We start from the raw sequence: 17,746 nt of genomic DNA, 5'->3' as shown, positions 1-17,746 counted from the left end.
ATGGCAAAAAGTAAAAAGAAAGAAATCATCATTTCAAATAGTGATAACTTCGATCAAAAAAAGTATGATACCGCTGTTGGTAAATTAATTCGTACTTATAAAAAGCGTAAGCACATTAAGTATAGTGATTTAACAGAACTTGTTGCAAAGCCATTCGAATTGAATGCTGATGGGATCGATAACCTACTTCAAAACATTGAAGATTCAGGAATAAGTGTTGTTGATGAAAATGGTGATCCAGATCCTCGAGCACTAAAGGCAACCGAAAAATTATCCCAAAAGGCGATGAAGGATACTTCTGCACCAACGGGGGTGAAGATTAATGATCCTGTTCGGATGTACTTAAAGGAAATAGGGCGAGTTAACCTTTTAAGTGCTGACGAAGAAGTAGCCTTAGCATTACGAATTGAGCAGGGAGATGAAGAGGCAAAACAAGAACTTGCTGAAGCTAACTTGCGGTTAGTTGTTTCCATTGCTAAACGGTATGTTGGCCGGGGGATGCAGTTCCTTGACTTAATTCAAGAAGGAAACATGGGTTTGATGAAGGCTGTTGAAAAGTTCGATTACCGTCGTGGGTTTAAATTCTCAACCTACGCTACTTGGTGGATTCGTCAAGCGATTACTCGGGCAATTGCTGATCAGGCCCGGACAATTCGGATTCCGGTTCATATGGTAGAAACAATTAACAAGTTGATTCGGATCCAACGGCAGTTACTCCAGGATCTTGGTCGTGAACCATTACCAGAAGAAATTGGTGCCGAAATGGATATGCCAACTGAAAAGGTAAGAAATATCCTTAAGATCGCCCAAGAACCGGTTTCTCTTGAAACGCCAATTGGGGAAGAGGATGATTCACACTTAGGCGATTTTATTGAAGATCAGGATGCGACTAGTCCAGCTGATCATGCTGCTTATGAAATGATGAAGAAGCAACTGGAGAACGTTCTTGATACGTTAACGGATCGGGAAGAAAATGTGTTACGTCTTCGTTTTGGTCTTGATGATGGTCGGACCAGGACATTGGAAGAAGTTGGTAAAGTCTTTGGGGTTACCCGTGAACGGATCCGGCAAATTGAAGCAAAGGCATTGCGAAAGTTACGTCACCCATCACGTTCTAAGCAATTAAAAGACTTCTTAGAATAATTATGCAAAAGAGATCCAAGCTTGGGTCTCTTTTTAGTTTAAATCCCAAGCATGGTAGTTATATTCTAGAGTTGCATTATTTTAAATCAATACTTATTAAATTAAATAATCATAAGAAAATGATTAAAGAAATCTTGACTTAAGGGTAGTAAACAAAGTAAACTTAAATTGTTTAAGTTTAAAATGATTAAACTTAATTTTCTTTATAATGTGTATACTTGAACAAGGAGGAACCGTCGTTATGCCAGAATTAGCTAAAGACCTGACAGGTACTATTAATCATAAATTAGCAGCCACTTCCCCTTCCGGGATTCGTGCGTTTGACCGTTCAGTTTCCAAGATTCCCGGGATTATTAAACTGACCCTTGGAGAACCCGATATGGATACGCCTGAACATGTTAAGCAGGCAGCAATTAAAAGTATTCAGGATAATGATTCTCATTACGCACCTCAAATGGGGAAGCCAGAATTATTGAAAGCAATCTCTGGCTATATTAAACGAACTCGTGGGATTGATTATGATCCAGAAAATGAGGTTGTGGTAACGGTTGGCGCAACTGAAGCATTAGCAGCAACCCTTTTTACATTATTAAATACTGGTGATAAGGTTATCATCCCAACACCAGTATTTGCGCTTTACTTCCCATTAGTAGCAATGACCGGCGCAACCCCAATTCAGGTTGATACCTCTGCTGATGGCTTTGTTTTAACTCCAGAGAAACTTGAAGAAGTGTTACAAAAGGAGGGCCACGGTGTACGAGCAGTTCTCTTGAATTACCCAAGTAACCCAACTGGTCGTGAATATCCAGAAGAGACTTTGCAGGGGTTAGCAAAAGTAATTGAAAAACACCGCTTATATGCAATTGCAGATGAGATTTATAGTGACCTTGTTTATGGAGTTGATCACTACTCAATGGCTTCAATTATCCCTGACCGAACTATTTTTATTTCTGGGTTGTCAAAGTCTCATGCAATGACTGGTTACCGGTTAGGGTATGTGGCTGGTCCCCAAGAGATTATGGCAAGTATTGGTAAAATGCATGCTTTCCTTGTAACCACTGTTACGAATAACGTTCAGGCATCAGCTATTGAAGCATTGAATAATGGTCAAGATGATCCGGTCGAATTCCGCAAGATCTATGAAAAACGTCGTGATTTTGTAACTGCTGGTTTACGCGAGCTTGGTTTTGAAATGTCAACGCCAGAAGGAGCATTTTACATCTTTGCGAAGATCCCGGAAGCGTTTGGTAAGGATGATGTTAAATTTGCAACTGAATTAGCCCATCAAGCTAAGGTTGGTGTTACACCAGGAAGTGCTTTTGGTGCTGGCGGTGAAGGTTATGTCCGTCTTTCATACGCATCTTCAGACGAGGATCTTCATGAAGCTCTTAATCGGATTGGCAATTTTGTAAAAGAACTAAATTAAAAAAGATGGAGGGCAAGCGATGAAGTCGGGATTGACTTGTTGTTAACCTCCTCTTTTTTTAAACATTTGCTATACTTAATGTATAAAGAATGTTGAGAGGAAATGGTAGATAGTGGATGCGCAAAACTTATCCCAACGCTTAGAAACTGTAGCTGAATTTGTCCCCAAAGGAGCGCGAGTAGCGGATATTGGGTCTGATCATGGTTACTTACCAGCAGCATTAGCCTTGCGGAAGCGAATTGCTTATGCGGTTGCGGGTGAAGTGGTAAAGGGACCTTACGAAAACGCTATTCGTGAGATTCAAAAATTAAACTTGGCTAATATTATTCAAGCACGACTAGCAGATGGCTTGGCTGCAATTGAAGATGCTGATCAGATTGATACGATTACGATTGCGGGAATGGGGGGAGCATTGATTACTCAAATTTTGGATGCCCACCCGGAAAAGTTGACTGGAGTGGCTCGCTTGATCTTACAACCAAATGTTGGTGAGGCTCGCTTGAGAACGTGGTTGATGAACCACCGATTCCAAATTATGGCTGAAAAGATGATTGCTGAAGACGGTCATACTTATGAAATAATTGTTGCTGAACCATCAATTGTTCCTTTTCGTTACAGTAAGTACGAATTAACTTTTGGGCCGTTCTTACTTGAGAAACATTCTCCTGTGTTTGATAAAAAATGGCACGGTGAGCTGCAACGACAGAAGACGGTACTTCAACAGATGAGTCATGCAAGTCAACCACCAGTTAAGAAAATACGTCAACAGGAGGAATACATAGCTTTAATAAAGGAGACGTTAAATAATGACGACAGGTAATGAATTGATTCACCGCTTTGAACAATATGCTAGTCCAAAATTAGCGGAAAATTGGGATAATCCTGGGTTGCAATTAGGAAATCCTGATAAAACAATTAAGCGGGTGATGACAACATTGGATGTACGTCCAGAAGTTGTGCGGGAAGCGGTTGAACAGGATGTGGATTTTATCTTTGCTCACCATCCAGTGATGTTTCATCCGGCAAAAAAGCTTGATACTCGGATGCCACAAAATGAAATGTATGTCCAGTTACTTAGTCATGGGATCACAGTTTATGCTGCCCACACTAATTTAGATACGGCAAATGGGGGGATGAATGATTGGTTGGCTAGTCAGTTACGGTTAACTAATACAGAGCGTTTAATAGATTCCGGCCTTGACCCAGTATCACGAAAAAAAGTTGGGATGGGCCGAATTGGAACATTAAATGGTTCAATGAATGCTAGAGAATTTGCTCAGTACTGTATGCGGATCTTCGGTGTTAAGGGACTCCGTTGGCTTGCTGCTTCATCAGACATGGATAAGCCAATTCATCGTGTAGCGGTCCTTGGTGGAGCTGGTCAAGATTTCTGGCACGTAGCAGTTGATAAGGGGGCAGATGCGTACGTCACCGGAGATGTCACCTATCACTTTGCTCATGATATGGTTGCTAATCACTTAACTGTTATTGATCCTGGACACCATATCGAGGCAATTTGCGAATCGCAATTGGCTGAGCTGTTTGGAAAGTGGAAGAAAGAGAATAATTGGGATTTTGAGATTATTCAAAACCGGATAAATACTGATCCATTTAATTTTATGTTGAATAATGAAGGGGAGAATTAATGATGACAGAAGAAAAATATGAAGGTTTATTGCCTCGCTTTTTAAAGTACGTAAAGACGGAAACGCGCTCTAACCCTGATTCGGATACTATTCCATCCGATCCCAAAGAAACAGCTTTTTTGAATGAATTAGCAACTGAGCTAAAGGAATTGGGATTAATCAATGTTCATATTAACCCGCAATCCTCCTATCTTTTTGCTACCATTCCAAGTAATTTAGATTATGAAGTGCCAACAATTGGTTATATTTCACATGTAGATACAGCAGATTTTAATGCACATCATGTTAACCCACAGATTGTTGAAGATTATGATGGTAAAAGTGATCTCAAGCTAGATGAAGAGGGTAAGTATGTATTATCAACAACCGAATTTCCTAATCTAAAGAATTACCAAGGAGATACGTTAATTACCACCGATGGTTCAACGCTACTGGGTGCTGACGATAAGTCAGGGGTAGCTGAAATTATGACGATGGCAGCCTACTACATGAAGCATCCGGAAGTTAAGCATGGGGAAATTAAGATTGGTTTAGGTCCTGATGAAGAAATTGGTACCGGTGCTGATCACTTTGATGTTGCAGACTTTGGGGCTGACTTTGCATATACAGTGGACGGTGGCCCACTAGGTGAGCTGGAATACGAAACCTTTAACGCTGCTCAAGCAGAAATCGAAATTTCCGGAAAGGATGTTCATACCGGGGTAGCTAAGGGAACGATGGTTAACGCTATTCAGGTAGCTATTGATCTTCAGAATAGTTTGCCAGCCCATGAACGCGCTGAACGGACTGAAGGTCGAGAAGGATTCTTCCACCTGTATAAATTTGATGGAACTGTCGATCATGCGCGAATGGTTTACCTTATTCGTGATCATGATCGGGAAGCTTTTGAAGAACGAAAGCACTTGCTTGAACGGATCGTCGCTGGCCTTAATAACGAATTAGGTAGCAAACGGATCAACATGAATCTTTATGATCAATACTATAACCTTAAGGATGCACTTAAGGGAAAGATGGAATCTGTGGAAATTGCCAAAAAAGCAATGGAAGATTTGAATATTAAGCCAGTAATTTACCCGGTTCGTGGTGGAACGGACGGTTCAACAATTTCTTATAAGGGGTTGCCAACACCAAACCTATTTGCTGGTGGCGAGAACATGCATAGTAGATTTGAATATGTTTCCCTACAGACGATGGAAAAGGCATTGGATGTTCTTCTTAAAATTAATGAATTAAATACTCAGAATAATTAATAATTATTTATTAAAGGAACTTGGCAGAAGTTATTTTGCTTTTTGCGAAGTTCCTTTTTACTTTAACTGGTGTAAATCCTTTAGTGGTTGTTATCGAGTTTAAACTTGCATTCAAATGAATAGTTCGGTAAGATAGCAACTGTCCTTAATGATAATGATTACTCTTAAAGGAGAAGAGAATGAAGAAATACTTTGTGGGAGTAGGTAGCTTAGTTAGTGTATTACTGGTGATTTTAGTGTTATCATTTATTCCCTTTAAAACACTTAATACCGATAAAAAGCCCATTCGGGTAATTACTGGCTTAAATTTCTACGGTGAGGTTGCACAACAAGTTGCTGGAAAATACGGTAAGGTAACATCACTAATCGACAACGCATCAGTTGATCCTCATGATTACCAGCCAGGAACGGCACAGGCAAAACAAGTTGGGGATGCCAATGTCGTTATTGAAAATGGTTTGGGTTATGATGAGTGGTTAAATAAGATCACTAATTCGGATGCTCAACACCATACGCAAAAAGTGGTAAATGTTGGTCGTTTAATGGGTAAGCAGACCGGAGATAATGAGCACTTATGGTATGAGCCCACAACGATGAAAAAACTAGCACAAGACTTAGCTGTTCAATACGGAAAGTTGGATCCAGCCCACCAAAGCTATTATCGAAAAAATTCTCAGAAGTATATTAATTCACTAAAACCATTAGAACAAGAAACTGCTCGAATTAAGGCAAATATTAACCCAGCAAATAATAAAGTAGCAGTTAGCGAACCAGTTTTTGATTATTCATTAAGCGCGTTAGGTTATCAGGTAATGGATCAACACTTTGAAAAAGCCATCGAAGACGATAATGATCCGTCACCGCAAGATATTCAGCAATTACAAGCTGTAATTAAAAATCATGAAATCGCGTTTTTTGTTGAGAATTCCCAGACTAACGCTCAAGTTGTTAATGGTCTGGTAAAGTTAGCACGTGAGAATCATGTTCCGGTGTTAAAAGTAACGGAAACCAAGCCTAATAGTGCTAAGTCTTATCAAGAGTGGATGCTTTCACAATATCGGGCATTATCACGAATTCAGCAGGGAGAGAAGTAGGATGTCAATTGTCACAGTTAATGCTTTAACGGTTGCTTATGGGAACCATCAGGTAATCCATGATTTAAGTTTTAAGATCAATCCGGGAGATTTTTTAGTAGTAATCGGAGAAAATGGGGTAGGAAAAACAACTCTTGTTCGGTCAATATTGGGCTTTATTAAGCCACAAAAAGGTGAAATAATTACTAATCCACAAATAACGATTGGCTATGTTCCTCAATTTCGGAATATTGATCGGGAATATCCCTTATCAATTCGTGACTTTATAGCTTTAAATGTTTCACATAGCTTTTTCCCTTGGTTAAAAAAGGGCGAACGACAACAGGTAAACCAAGTAATTAGCGCGACAAACTTACAAAAAATTGCTGATCGTCCCCTGGGGTTAGCCTCTGGGGGGGAAAAACAGCGGGCCTACTTGGCTCAAGCGTTGCTTCCTAATCCGGGACTGTTAATTTTGGATGAGTCAACTGCCAGCTTGGATAATGAGATGAAATTTGAGCTATTAAATTTAGTTACTCGTTTTCAACAACAGGGACTTAGTGTGATGTTTGTAACCCATGACTGGGAGCTTGCTCAACGCTATGGAACTCGCTTCCTCCAGATGACAGGGGATAGATACTTAACGGGAACAATTAATGAGCTTTCCCAACTGAAAAAGGGGGTTAAGTAATGTTAGAGCTTAGTTTCATGCGTCATGCTTTTATTGCTAGTACTTTTATTGCTATTGTTAGTGGCTTCGTTGGTGTTTTTGTTGTTGCCAGAAATCTTTCATTCTTAACGCATACACTGTCTGAAATTGGCTTTGCTGGTGGTGCATTTGCAGTTTTTGTTGGTTGGCCAGTCCTTAATGGGATGATCCTCTTTACAATGCTTAGTTCAATTCTTGTGGGTCAAATGAGCATTAAAGAATCGCGTCGTGAAGCAGTTACTAGCGCTGTCTCGGCTCTTTTTATTGGACTTGGAATCCTCTTCCTCTCCTTAAGTAGTAAAAATGCTAGCTCAGCAACTAATATCCTTTTTGGAAGTGTGGTAGGGATAAATTTAGGTGAAGTTTTGCAACTGATTTGTTTATCAATCATTGTTATTATGGTAATTTTGATAACTTATCGGCAACTTAAATTCACCTCATTTGATGCGATCGGAGCACGGGTGAGTGGACTTAATGCTACATTCTATTCTGTTATCTTCTTGGTTATTTTAGCGTTGAGTGTGAGTGTTGCAGCTCAAATTGTTGGTTCACTCTTAATCTTTATCCTCTTAACTCTTCCGGCAGCTAGTGCAAAATATTTTACTCACGGAGTTGGTAAGATGATTGGGTTAGCGATTCTCTTTTCGCTTTTGGGAACTTGGCTCGGACTATTCCTTGGTTATCTAACCAATTGGCCAGTTAGCTTTTTTATTGCGGTAATTGAAGTTATAATTTATTGTAGTGCTCTAATTGAACAAAGGGTGAGTGGGGTTGAATAAAAAAGAACCAGGAATTGACTTCCTGGTTCTTTTTTCATTCTTTTTAAGAATTAGTTTCTTGATGGATCAGCTTTTCTTGTGATGAAGTATACACAGTTAGCAGCAACTAAGCCGAAGACAACGGCCAAAATACCGGTCAATAGGTAATCTGGTGTCATTGTTTCTAGTTGACTATCAATGTAAGCTAAGATCTCACCTAAGATGAGAGCAATAACACCACCACCGATGTTTGCTTCTAATAGTTTCACTCGGAACATCTCCTTATCCATCTCAGTTAAAATAATTTTAACACTTACTAAATAATCCCGCTAGCCTTTCACAGCATAATTTAACAACATTTGCTATAATTTCATAATGGAAGGGGGATGAATGAAGGTGGATTTTGCACCGCTTCAAGTAAAAAGCAGTTACTCACTATTAAGAAGTCCGATCCGGATAAAGGAATTAGTTGCCGCTGCTAAAGAGCGTGGCTATTCGGCCCTTGCGTTGACTGATAAAAATGTTTTATATGGTGCTGTTGATTTTTATAATGCTGCTAAAGAAGTTGGAATAAAACCAATTATTGGTTTGCAATTGACGATTACATTAAATAATGTTGACGGGACCAACTTGGAATTAGTCTTTTTGGCTAAGGACAGGGCTGGTTATAAGAACCTAATGGAACTTTCAACTCTTCAACAAACAAGTGACCGTGAACAGTTACCGTTATCATTTGATCAGATTAAACCGTTTCTTTCTTCACTTTATGTTATTATCCCACCGCAATCAACAGTTTTTAGTTGGCTAAAGACTGACGACACAGTTATTCAGCTTTTGCGTGATACAGCGGATCAGGATAGCCTTCTTTTAGGAATTAATCCCCAATTAGATCAAATTCAACGGTCAACGTTGGGTCAATTAGCGATAAACCATTCTTTAGCTCTTGTAGGAGTGAGTCCTGTTGAATATTTAAATGCAGATGATTTGTTTGCCACTAAGGTTCTCCAGGCAATTGATGCGAATGTTCAGTTAGACAATGTGGAAACCAACTCAAGGAAGTCTGGCAACCATTACCTTCGCCCACAGGTAGATGTTTTATCAGCTTATCAAAGAGAAAAACTAAGTCAGGCAGCTGCGAAGACAGTCGAAATTGCAGAAAATTGTAATCTTGACTTTGAATTTAAACAACCTATTTTGCCACGATTTAATACCCCTGAAGGACAATCAGCGGCTGAATACCTTCGCCACTTATGTATTGAGGGATTGAAGAAACGACGGATTGCTCCAGGATTGAAACTAAGTGATTACCAACAACGTCTGGCAAAAGAATTAAAAGTGATTCATGAGATGGGCTTTGATGATTACTTCCTGATTGTTTGGGATGTCATGCGCTTTGCCCACCGGAAAAAAATAACAACGGATCCAGGAAGGGGTTCAGCGGCAGGCTCTTTAGTAGCTTACGCTTTAGCAATTACCGACGTTGATCCTTTACAGTACCATTTGTTATTTGAACGTTTTCTTAATCCTGAGCGAGCACAGATGCCGGACGTTGATTTGGACATTCCCGATAACCGGCGTGGTGAAGTGCTTGAATATGTCCACCAAAAATATGGACATCAACGTGTTGCTCAGATTATTACATTTGGTACTCTTGCCGCTAAACAGGTTATTCGTGATGTGGGTCGGGTATTCGGTTTGAATCGTTATGTAATTAATGAACTTGCTAGTGTCATTCCTCGCGGGCTGCACGTCACATTAGCGGAAGGGTTAAAAGAATCACAACGTTTGCAAAACTTACTTAGTGATCATCCTGAATACCGATTACTGTATAAGGTTGCCCAAAAACTTGAAGGCTTACCGCGTCATTATTCAATTCATGCGGCTGGAGTAGTGTTATCTGAAAGCCCGCTTCATGAAATTGTGCCTCTCCAGAACGGAAGTGAGGGGCTATTAATGACGCAGTTTCCCAAGGATACAGTTGAAGCCTTGGGACTACTAAAAATGGACTTCCTGGGATTACGGAACCTGTCGATTATGGATAATACCTTAAGATTAATTCGGCAACAAAAACCGGACTTTAATCTTTCTATGATTTCATTAAACGATCCCAAGACGTTAACTCTCTTTCAACATGGTTTAACCGATGGTGTGTTTCAATTTGAATCAGCGGGGATTAGGGAAGTACTTGTAAACCTTCATCCAGATGATTTTGAAGATATTGTTGCTGTTAATGCTCTTTATCGTCCAGGACCATTGGAAAATATTCCCCATTTTATTGCTCGTAAACGGGGAGAAGAAAAATATCAATTGCCAGATTCTTCATTAGAGCCTATTTTAGGATCAACATATGGAATCTTAGTTTACCAGGAACAGGTTATGCAATTAGCTTCAGCGATGGCTGGGTTTAGTTTGGGTGAAGCTGATCTGTTGCGTCGTGCAATGAGTAAAAAAAAGCAGGCAACGATGGAAGGAATGCGTGCTAAATTCTTACGTGGTGCGCAAGCCAATGGCTATACGGAAGATTTGGCAGAGCAGGTATTTAATTATATTGATCAATTTGCCAACTATGGTTTTAATAGATCACATGCAGTTGCCTATTCAAAGATGGCTTTTCAGATGGCGTATTTAAAAGCTAACTATCCCAAAGAGTTCTTTACTGCGTTAATGAGTGCTGAACCGAATGTTGATAAATTAAAGGCACATGTTCAAGATGCTCGCCATTTTGGGGTTAAACTTGTTGGTCCCCGCATTAACCAAAGCCAAGCGGATTTTTCACTCAATAACGAACAATTATATTTTGGCTTAGCGGCAATTAAGGGACTGCGTCAAGACTTAATTCGTGAAATTATTCAAGAGCGCAAGCAAAATGGTTCGTATAAGGATATTCGAAACTTTATTTCTCGATTGGCTAGTAAGTGGCAGAAAGCTGAGCTAATTGAACCGCTAATCTATGCGGGAGCATTTGACGGCTTAGGCTATAATCGGGCTGAGATGATTGACGCTTTGCCAATGTTAATCTCCGGAGTTCAATTATTTGGAAGTACTGATGAACTCGAAAGTGATCCAGCGTTGCAATCAACCATTACTTCTCGCCAAGAATACCCACTTACAGAACGTTTAGCAAAGGAAAATGAATATTTAGGGGTTTATCTTTCTGGACATCCCGTGACCCAATATCAAGGGTTAGTGGGGAGATATAATGTTCGATCGGCTAGTCAACTTCGTCCTAGGCAGGATACGACAGTTTTAGTACTAATTAATCATGTAAGAACGATTTATACGAAGAAAAATCACCGTCAAATGGCATTTATATCAGGAACTGATCAAACTGGTGAGATTAAGGTGACTATTTTTCCTCGGCAATTTGATCGTTACCAAAGGCTATTACAAAATAATCGAGTAATAATGGTTAGAGGCAATACGGAACAACGTAAAGGCCATGGCCTTCAAATCATTGCTAACCAAATTTGGGATCCTAAACGGCTCCATCAGCAACCGACTACTCAGGAACGGTGGTTCTTGCGGATTTTACCCCAAAAGAATAACGAACAGCTTCACCGGCAGCTTTATCAATTTATGGCAGTTCATCGAGGAACGATTCCAGTTATCATTTATTATCCGGAAACTGATCAAAAAAAGATTCAACCACAATCATGGTGGCTTAATTCGAAAGATGAAACATACCAGGGATTAATTCAAATTCTGGGAAAAGAAAATGTGGTCCTTCAAAAACCATCTTGATAATTTTCGAAAATAAATACTTAATGAAATTTATTGAATGATAGCGCTTTCTATAAATCTTTTCGAAAAAAACTACAGACACAGATTTTGAAAAGTGCTATCATAAGGCTGTGCAAATGCGGTATGCAAATGCAAACCGCAGTTGATGCATAAATGCAAAGGAGAGATTCATTTATGAAGAAAACCAAGATTGTAAGTACACTTGGTCCTGCAAGTACAGATGTTGATACTATCGTTAAGTTGATTAATGCTGGTGCAAATATTTTCCGGTTTAACTTCTCACACGGTGACCACCCAGAACACTTGGGACGGATGGAAAATGTTAAGAAGGCTCAAGAAATTACTGGTAAGCATGTTGGTTTAATGCTTGATACCAAGGGTGCTGAAATCCGGACTACTGTTGAAAAGGAAGGCAAGATCGACTTTAAGATTGGTGACAAGGTTCGTATTTCTATGGATCCTTCAATTGAAGGTACCCACGAAAAGATCGCTGTTACTTACCCAGGCCTTTATGACGATACTCATGTTGGTGGCCACGTTCTTTTTGACGATGGTCTTATCGACATGTTGATCGATGAAAAGGATGAAGAACACAAGGAACTTGTTTGCCACGTCCTTAACAACGGTGTTCTTGGTTCTCGGAAGGGTGTTAACGCTCCTGGTGTTTCTATCAACTTGCCAGGAATTACTGAAAAGGATAGCAGTGATATTCGTTTCGGTTTGGACAACAATATTAACTACATCTCAGCTTCATTTGTTCGTAAAGCTCAAGATGTTCTTGATATTCGTGAACTCCTTAAGGAAAAGAATATGGAAGATGTTCAAATCTTCCCTAAGATTGAATCACAAGAAGGTATCGACAACTTTGAAGAAATCATTGAAGTTTCCGATGGTTTAATGGTTCCTCGTGGTGACATGGGTGTTGAAATTCCTGCTGAAAATGTGCCAATTGTTCAAAAGCACATGATCAAGCGTTGTAATGAATTAGGTAAGCCAGTTATTACTGCTACCCAAATGCTTGATTCAATGCAAGAAAACCCTCGTCCAACTCGTGCCGAAGTTTCTGATGTTGCTAACGCTGTCTTTGATGGTACAGATGCTACTATGCTTTCTGGTGAAAGTGCTAACGGTGACTACCCTGTTAAGTCAGTTGCAATGATGAATGCTATTGATATCAAGGCTGAAAACCACCTTTGGGAATTCGGAACTGAAAAGTTTGATTGGGACAAGTCAGATGTTACTGAAACTATTGGTTCAGCTGTGGCTAATGCAGCTAAGGACTTGGATATTCACACCATTGTTGCCTACACTGCTTCAGGCTACACTGCCAAGATGATTTCTAAGTATCGTCCTAATGCTGATATTGTCGCTCTTACTCCTAATGAACGGGTAGAACGTGGCCTTATGATCAACTGGGGTGTTCAACCATACGTTGTTGACGAAATGAAGAACACTGATAAGATGTTCGACTTGGCCGCCAAGAAGGCTGTAGAACTTGGCTTTGCTAAGAAGGGTGACAAGATTATTGTTGTTGCCGGTGTACCTTTAGGTGTTAAGGGTGCTACTAACATGATGCGGGTTATGACTATTGACTAATTAAGTCTTATGGACCCAATAAATTAATTAAAGGCTCTCGTGGAATCTCCACGGGAGTTTTTTTGTTTTCATAATACTAGTCAAATCACGTTGAGCCGTGTAAAATTAATTATTAGAAATTATGAAATCGGATTAATGAAATCGGATTAATGAAAGTGGGATTATTTAATGAATTCAGCATTAGGAAAAGTTGTTACAGCAGTAATGATTGATGAAAATGAAAATGATTACTTTGTCCAACCTGACCGGAATGGGCAAACGTACCGGCTTCCCAAAAATGAAAGTCCTCAGGTTTTACACATTGGAGGTCAAGTTCGTGGCTTTGTCTATGAAAATGAGGATCACCAACTCCAAATGACATGTAAACATATTCCAACGGTTCAGGTTGATCATTATGATTATGGAACGGTAGTTAGTGTTCGGCGAGATCTAGGGGTGTTTGTAGATATTGGTTTGCCTAATAAAGATATTGCAGTATCATTAGATGATTTGCCATCCTTAAAGCACCTATGGCCCCAGCCTGGTGATCGCCTTCTTCTTTCTTTGCGAGTTGATGATAAAGACCGAATTTGGGGAAAACTTGCTGATGATCAAATTTACCAAGCTATTTCTGTTGCTTCTAATAACCGCCTTTTGAATCATGATACTTATGCAACCGTCTACCGTTTAAAAATGAGTGGAACTTTTGTGTTAACTGACGGTTACCATCTTGGCTATATTCACCCAAGTGAACGGGAGCAAGAACCACGACTGGGACAACGGGTAAAGGCACGCGTGATTGGCATTTCATCTCATGGCGGATTAAATCTTTCTTTGAAGCCGCGGGCATATCAAGCAATTAGTGAAGATGCTCAAATGCTTCTAGCGATGTTAGAACATAATCAAAACCACCGATTACCGTATACTGATAAAACTGATCCGACCGTGATTCGCGAGGTGTTTGGGATTAGTAAGGGACAATTTAAACGGGCAATTGGTCACCTATTAAAAGCTGGATTAGTAAAAGAAGAGGGTGGCCAATTAATCCTCTTGGAAAAGAAGAATGAGAATGCTGGAAACAATTGATCAATTTATTGATTATCTAGTAACCCAAAAAGGTCGTTCGCATAATACATGTCAAAGTTATCGTCATGACTTGAAAATGTGTGTTGCTTTTTTTGAAGCTAACGGAATTGGGAGTTGGCAAAGAGTTGATCAATACGCTGTGATTAACCTGATTGCTAAAATGAAGCAGGAACAGCGCGCTAGCACAACGATTAACAGGACAATTTCTAGCCTTCGTCAACTCTTTCGTTATCTTTTGCGTCGCCATGAGATTCAGGTGAACCCGATGGACTATGTTGATCATGAGCGTGTAGCACCCAAAAAGCCCCCAATTACATTATCCCAAAATGAAATCGAACAACTATTTACGATTCCGAATACAACAACTACTAATGGTTTGCGTGATCGAACATTATTAGAATTAATGTATGGGACAGGAATGCTAGTTAGTGAATTGATTAACCTCAAACGTTCACAGGTTCACCTTGATTTACAAATTCTCCAGATTCAGGGTAATTCTCATCACCAGCGAATTGTTCCTTTAGGAAAAATGGCAAGTGAATGGCTTAAAAAGTACCTGGAGATTACCGCTGCTGCTTCTAGTGATTATGTTTTCTTAAACGCGCGTGGTCACCAGATGACAAGGCAAGGAGTATGGAAAAACTTTAAAGGAATTGTAAGGGAATCAGGGTTAAAAAAAGATATTACTCTTCAGACTCTCCGGCATACCTTTATTGCTGATCTATTGAATAATGGTGCTAGTTGGCAAGTAGTCCAAGCACTTCTAGGGAGAGAAAGTGGACGAGAAAATTATGAGTCATACATTCATTTTGATTCTCAGGAATTAGTGACGGTTTATCGCCAATGTCATCCGCGAGCGTAAAATCTCAGGGAGGAAATTATGTTAGTTCGATATCGAAAAGACTATGAAAAGATTGCGATGGGGCTTTTATCCTTTCTACCCGAATTACGTGATTATGATCAGCTTGCTGATGCAATCAAAATTTCTATGGATCAGAATTATCAGATCTACCTCTGGAAGGATACAGAAGATAATCATTTTATTGGAATCATCGTTATTGAAGTTGGTAAGAAACATGTCTTAGTTCGTCATATATCATTTACACCAACTGATCGTTCCGGAAAAAATGTTTATGCGTTATTAACTGCAATTCATGAACAATATCGTGAAAAAAGGCTAATGGGAACGTTAAAAACTCAACCGTTGATTTCAAACTGGGAGCGAAATAATGAGCGATAAACAAGAAATAATTCCACGATATCCATTTCAACCAACGCTTAAGATTGGTGGCTTCGAGGGACCGTTAGATCTTTTACTCCATTTGATTCGGCAATCAAAAATGGATATTTATGATATTCAAATTGAGGAGATTACACAACAATATTTTGATTATTTAAGAACCATGAAAAGTCACCAACTTGAGGTAGCTGGTGACTATTTTGTGATGGCCGCAACTTTGATGAATATTAAAAGCCAGTTACTCCTTCCTCAACCAGATGAAGAAATAGAAGAACAAAGCGAAGAGATTGTTGACCCTCGGCAGGAACTAGTGGAACAGTTATTAGAATATCAGCGTTACCAGAAGGCAGCCTCACATTTAAAAGATAAGGCTGATTTTCGTCAGGCTGAATATACCAGGCCGGCAATGCATGTTCCAGCCGAAATGATTGCTAAACATGTTGAACCAGGAGTCACGTTAAGCCAACTTCAACAAGCATTTGCCGATGTCCTTAAACGTCACCAGTTAACTTCTCCAGTTCACGAAACAGTGGCAGCGGAAAAAGTAAGTGTCGCCCAAAGGATGAATCAGGTTTTTGCAATCGTTAAACAGGAAGCTACGAGGTTTGAGGACCTATTTATTGGAGAACAGACCCGTGATGAATTAGTTACGACATTTTTAGCAATTTTGGAATTAACCAAGCATCAAGCAGTCACTATACACCAGGAAAAATTATTTGGACCAATTATTTTAGTGGAGGGATTAAAAGGTGAGCAATACCGAGCCAACCAACCTAGCGAAGATTGAAGGATTACTCTTTATTAGTGGTGATGAAGGAATTACTTTAGGAGATCTTGCCAAAATTACTGGTTTTATGAAACCAGCAGTACTGGAACTATTAAAGCAATTAAAGGGAAGGTATGAAGGTGATCCCGACTCTGCATTAGTGTTATTAAATAGTGGTGATACATATCGCTTAGCAACTAAACATGAACTGTCACCAGTGATTAAGCACTATTTTGAGGTGCCTTTAACGATTCCTTTAACACGAGTATTATTAGAAGTTTTAGCGATTATTGCCTATCGTCAACCAATTACTCGGTTGGAAATTGATGATATTCGTGGGGTCCAGAGTTCCGCTTCGTTACAAAAATTGATGGTTCGTGGATTGATCAGTACCCATGGACGGTTAGAAGCACCAGGGAGACCATTCTTATATGTAACAACGGATAGTTTTTTGGATTACTTCGGTTTATCCTCATTAAAGGAATTGCCACCTTTGGCTGAGCAAGAAGATCTTGATTTCAACAATCTAGGCGGTGACCTATTTTTAGAAGCTTTACAGGCACGACAAAAACAACAGGAGGAGTAAAATGGAACGTCTACAAAAAGTAATGGCTGAAGCCGGAGTCGCATCTCGCCGATCATCAGAAAAGTTAATTGCTAGTGGTCATGTTCAAGTCAATGGAAAGACAGTAACGGAGATGGGAATTAAAGTTAGTGAACACGATGAAGTGGTAGTCGATGGTGTTCCTCTTCATCGTGAGGCCCACGTTTACTACTTGCTGAATAAGCCTCGTTCAGTAATTACGAGTGCTCATGATGATAAAGGACGGCGGACTGTTGTTGATATCCTGAAAGATAAAGGGATTGAAGAGCGAGTATATCCGGTTGGAAGACTGGATTATGATACCACCGGAATTTTACTATTGACTAATGATGGTGATTTGGCTAACCGGTTAATGCACCCGAAATTTGAAGTTGAAAAGGCATATATTGCAAAGGTGCGGGGAATAGTTAATAATAATGATCTTAAACAATTGCGGGTCGGGGTAAAAGTTAAGGGGCGAGTGACTAAAAAAGCTAAGACGCGTCTAATTGAAACAGATCAGAAAAAGCAAACGAGTTTGGTTAAGTTGACGATCCATGAGGGACGTTATCATCAAGTAAAGTTGATGTTTGATGCGATTCATCATCCTGTTATCAAACTTCACCGTGAATCTTATGGTCCACTGGATCTTCATGGACTGCAATCAGGGGAATTCCGTGAATTAAAACCTGATGAGGTTAAGTTATTAAAGAAGATGAGTAGATAGTATTTAATTCTGGAGGAAATCTT

17 protein-coding genes are annotated in these 17,746 nt (G+C 39.6%); 16 read left to right on the top strand and 1 reads right to left on the bottom strand.

Annotated features, from left to right (window positions below):
• From rpoD to H5R64_RS02970, 8 genes are all read left to right on the top strand, one after another.
• On the top strand, positions 1-1,143 hold the full coding sequence (gene rpoD, locus H5R64_RS03005; protein ID WP_182581360.1) for an RNA polymerase sigma factor RpoD: 1,143 nt from the start codon (positions 1-3) through the stop codon (positions 1,141-1,143).
• 241 nt (positions 1,144-1,384) lie between these two features.
• On the top strand, positions 1,385-2,569 hold the full coding sequence (locus tag H5R64_RS03000; protein WP_182582751.1) for an aminotransferase class I/II-fold pyridoxal phosphate-dependent enzyme: 1,185 nt from the start codon (positions 1,385-1,387) through the stop codon (positions 2,567-2,569).
• 112 nt (positions 2,570-2,681) lie between these two features.
• Positions 2,682-3,389: a tRNA (adenine(22)-N(1))-methyltransferase gene (locus H5R64_RS02995; protein WP_182582749.1), complete on the top strand. Its 708-nt coding sequence runs from the start codon at positions 2,682-2,684 to the stop codon at positions 3,387-3,389.
• Positions 3,376-4,215, top strand: coding sequence for a Nif3-like dinuclear metal center hexameric protein (locus tag H5R64_RS02990; protein WP_182582747.1), 840 nt, complete (start codon positions 3,376-3,378; stop codon positions 4,213-4,215). Before H5R64_RS02995 ends, H5R64_RS02990 begins: the two co-directional genes overlap by 14 nt.
• Before the next feature lie 2 nt (positions 4,216-4,217).
• On the top strand, positions 4,218-5,465 hold the full coding sequence (gene pepT / locus H5R64_RS02985; protein WP_182582788.1) for a peptidase T: 1,248 nt from the start codon (positions 4,218-4,220) through the stop codon (positions 5,463-5,465).
• Positions 5,466-5,644: 179 nt separating this feature from the next.
• A complete protein-coding gene (locus H5R64_RS02980) occupies positions 5,645-6,559 on the top strand; it encodes a metal ABC transporter solute-binding protein, Zn/Mn family (protein ID WP_182582745.1) in 915 nt (304 codons plus the stop codon).
• A 1-nt stretch (position 6,560) separates the two neighbouring features.
• Positions 6,561-7,229 carry a metal ABC transporter ATP-binding protein gene (locus H5R64_RS02975; RefSeq protein WP_182582743.1) on the top strand — a complete coding sequence of 223 codons (669 nt, stop codon included), beginning with the start codon at positions 6,561-6,563 and terminating at the stop codon, positions 7,227-7,229.
• Positions 7,229-8,026: a metal ABC transporter permease gene (locus tag H5R64_RS02970; protein WP_182582741.1), complete on the top strand. Its 798-nt coding sequence runs from the start codon at positions 7,229-7,231 to the stop codon at positions 8,024-8,026. Before H5R64_RS02975 ends, H5R64_RS02970 begins: the two co-directional genes overlap by 1 nt.
• Positions 8,027-8,076: 50 nt before the next feature.
• Here H5R64_RS02970 and H5R64_RS02965 read toward each other — a convergent pair whose 3' ends face one another.
• On the bottom strand, positions 8,077-8,283 hold the full coding sequence (locus tag H5R64_RS02965) for a DUF2929 family protein (protein ID WP_225209518.1): 207 nt from the start codon (positions 8,281-8,283) through the stop codon (positions 8,077-8,079).
• Between the two features lie 118 nt (positions 8,284-8,401).
• Here H5R64_RS02965 and dnaE point away from each other — a divergent pair, with 118 nt between their 5' ends.
• The 8 genes from dnaE to H5R64_RS02925 all read left to right on the top strand — a co-directional run bounded on the left by dnaE (position 8,402) and on the right by H5R64_RS02925 (position 17,723).
• Positions 8,402-11,746, top strand: a complete 3,345-nt coding sequence (gene dnaE / locus H5R64_RS02960; protein WP_182581430.1) for a DNA polymerase III subunit alpha — start codon at positions 8,402-8,404, stop codon at positions 11,744-11,746.
• 174 nt (positions 11,747-11,920) lie between these two features.
• Positions 11,921-13,342: a pyruvate kinase gene (gene pyk / locus H5R64_RS02955; protein ID WP_182581369.1), complete on the top strand. Its 1,422-nt coding sequence runs from the start codon at positions 11,921-11,923 to the stop codon at positions 13,340-13,342.
• 168 nt (positions 13,343-13,510) lie between these two features.
• Positions 13,511-14,407 (top strand): CvfB family protein, encoded by an 897-nt coding sequence (locus tag H5R64_RS02950; RefSeq protein ID WP_182581370.1) that lies wholly within the window; start codon positions 13,511-13,513, stop codon positions 14,405-14,407.
• Entirely contained in the window at positions 14,391-15,269 is an 879-nt protein-coding gene (locus H5R64_RS02945; protein ID WP_182581371.1) for a tyrosine-type recombinase/integrase, read from the top strand. Before H5R64_RS02950 ends, H5R64_RS02945 begins: the two co-directional genes overlap by 17 nt.
• Positions 15,270-15,287: 18 nt before the next feature.
• Positions 15,288-15,647, top strand: coding sequence for a reductase (locus H5R64_RS02940; protein WP_182582739.1), 360 nt, complete (start codon positions 15,288-15,290; stop codon positions 15,645-15,647).
• Positions 15,637-16,434 carry a segregation and condensation protein A gene (locus H5R64_RS02935; protein ID WP_182582737.1) on the top strand — a complete coding sequence of 266 codons (798 nt, stop codon included), beginning with the start codon at positions 15,637-15,639 and terminating at the stop codon, positions 16,432-16,434. Before H5R64_RS02940 ends, H5R64_RS02935 begins: the two co-directional genes overlap by 11 nt.
• Positions 16,397-16,999, top strand: coding sequence for an SMC-Scp complex subunit ScpB (gene scpB, locus H5R64_RS02930; protein ID WP_182581374.1), 603 nt, complete (start codon positions 16,397-16,399; stop codon positions 16,997-16,999). The genes H5R64_RS02935 and scpB overlap by 38 nt, the downstream gene beginning before the upstream one ends.
• A gap of 1 nt (position 17,000) precedes the next feature.
• On the top strand, positions 17,001-17,723 hold the full coding sequence (locus H5R64_RS02925) for a pseudouridine synthase (RefSeq protein ID WP_182581375.1): 723 nt from the start codon (positions 17,001-17,003) through the stop codon (positions 17,721-17,723).
• The last annotated feature ends 23 nt before the right edge of the window (positions 17,724-17,746 follow it).

Source organism: Limosilactobacillus fastidiosus, assembly GCF_014145505.1.
GTDB lineage: Bacteria > Bacillota > Bacilli > Lactobacillales > Lactobacillaceae > Limosilactobacillus > Limosilactobacillus fastidiosus.
This window is presented reverse-complemented; position numbering and strand designations above follow the sequence as displayed.

Bases quoted from the DNA above. Each gene is read 5' to 3' on its own strand.
- H5R64_RS02950 (WP_182581370.1), top strand. From the start codon at position 13,511: ATGAATTCAGCATTAGGAAAAGTTGTTACAGCAGTAATGATTGATGAA.
- H5R64_RS02990 (WP_182582747.1), top strand. From the start codon at position 3,376: ATGACGACAGGTAATGAATTGATTCACCGCTTTGAACAATATGCTAGT.
- H5R64_RS02980 (WP_182582745.1), top strand. From the start codon at position 5,645: ATGAAGAAATACTTTGTGGGAGTAGGTAGCTTAGTTAGTGTATTACTG.
- H5R64_RS02965 (WP_225209518.1), bottom strand. From the start codon at position 8,283: ATGTTCCGAGTGAAACTATTAGAAGCAAACATCGGTGGTGGTGTTATT.
- pyk (WP_182581369.1), top strand. From the start codon at position 11,921: ATGAAGAAAACCAAGATTGTAAGTACACTTGGTCCTGCAAGTACAGAT.
- H5R64_RS02935 (WP_182582737.1), top strand. From the start codon at position 15,637: ATGAGCGATAAACAAGAAATAATTCCACGATATCCATTTCAACCAACG.
- H5R64_RS02940 (WP_182582739.1), top strand. From the start codon at position 15,288: ATGTTAGTTCGATATCGAAAAGACTATGAAAAGATTGCGATGGGGCTT.
- pepT (WP_182582788.1), top strand. From the start codon at position 4,218: ATGACAGAAGAAAAATATGAAGGTTTATTGCCTCGCTTTTTAAAGTAC.
- H5R64_RS03000 (WP_182582751.1), top strand. From the start codon at position 1,385: ATGCCAGAATTAGCTAAAGACCTGACAGGTACTATTAATCATAAATTA.
- rpoD (WP_182581360.1), top strand. From the start codon at position 1: ATGGCAAAAAGTAAAAAGAAAGAAATCATCATTTCAAATAGTGATAAC.
- H5R64_RS02970 (WP_182582741.1), top strand. From the start codon at position 7,229: ATGTTAGAGCTTAGTTTCATGCGTCATGCTTTTATTGCTAGTACTTTT.
- H5R64_RS02975 (WP_182582743.1), top strand. From the start codon at position 6,561: ATGTCAATTGTCACAGTTAATGCTTTAACGGTTGCTTATGGGAACCAT.
- H5R64_RS02945 (WP_182581371.1), top strand. From the start codon at position 14,391: ATGCTGGAAACAATTGATCAATTTATTGATTATCTAGTAACCCAAAAA.
- H5R64_RS02925 (WP_182581375.1), top strand. From the start codon at position 17,001: ATGGAACGTCTACAAAAAGTAATGGCTGAAGCCGGAGTCGCATCTCGC.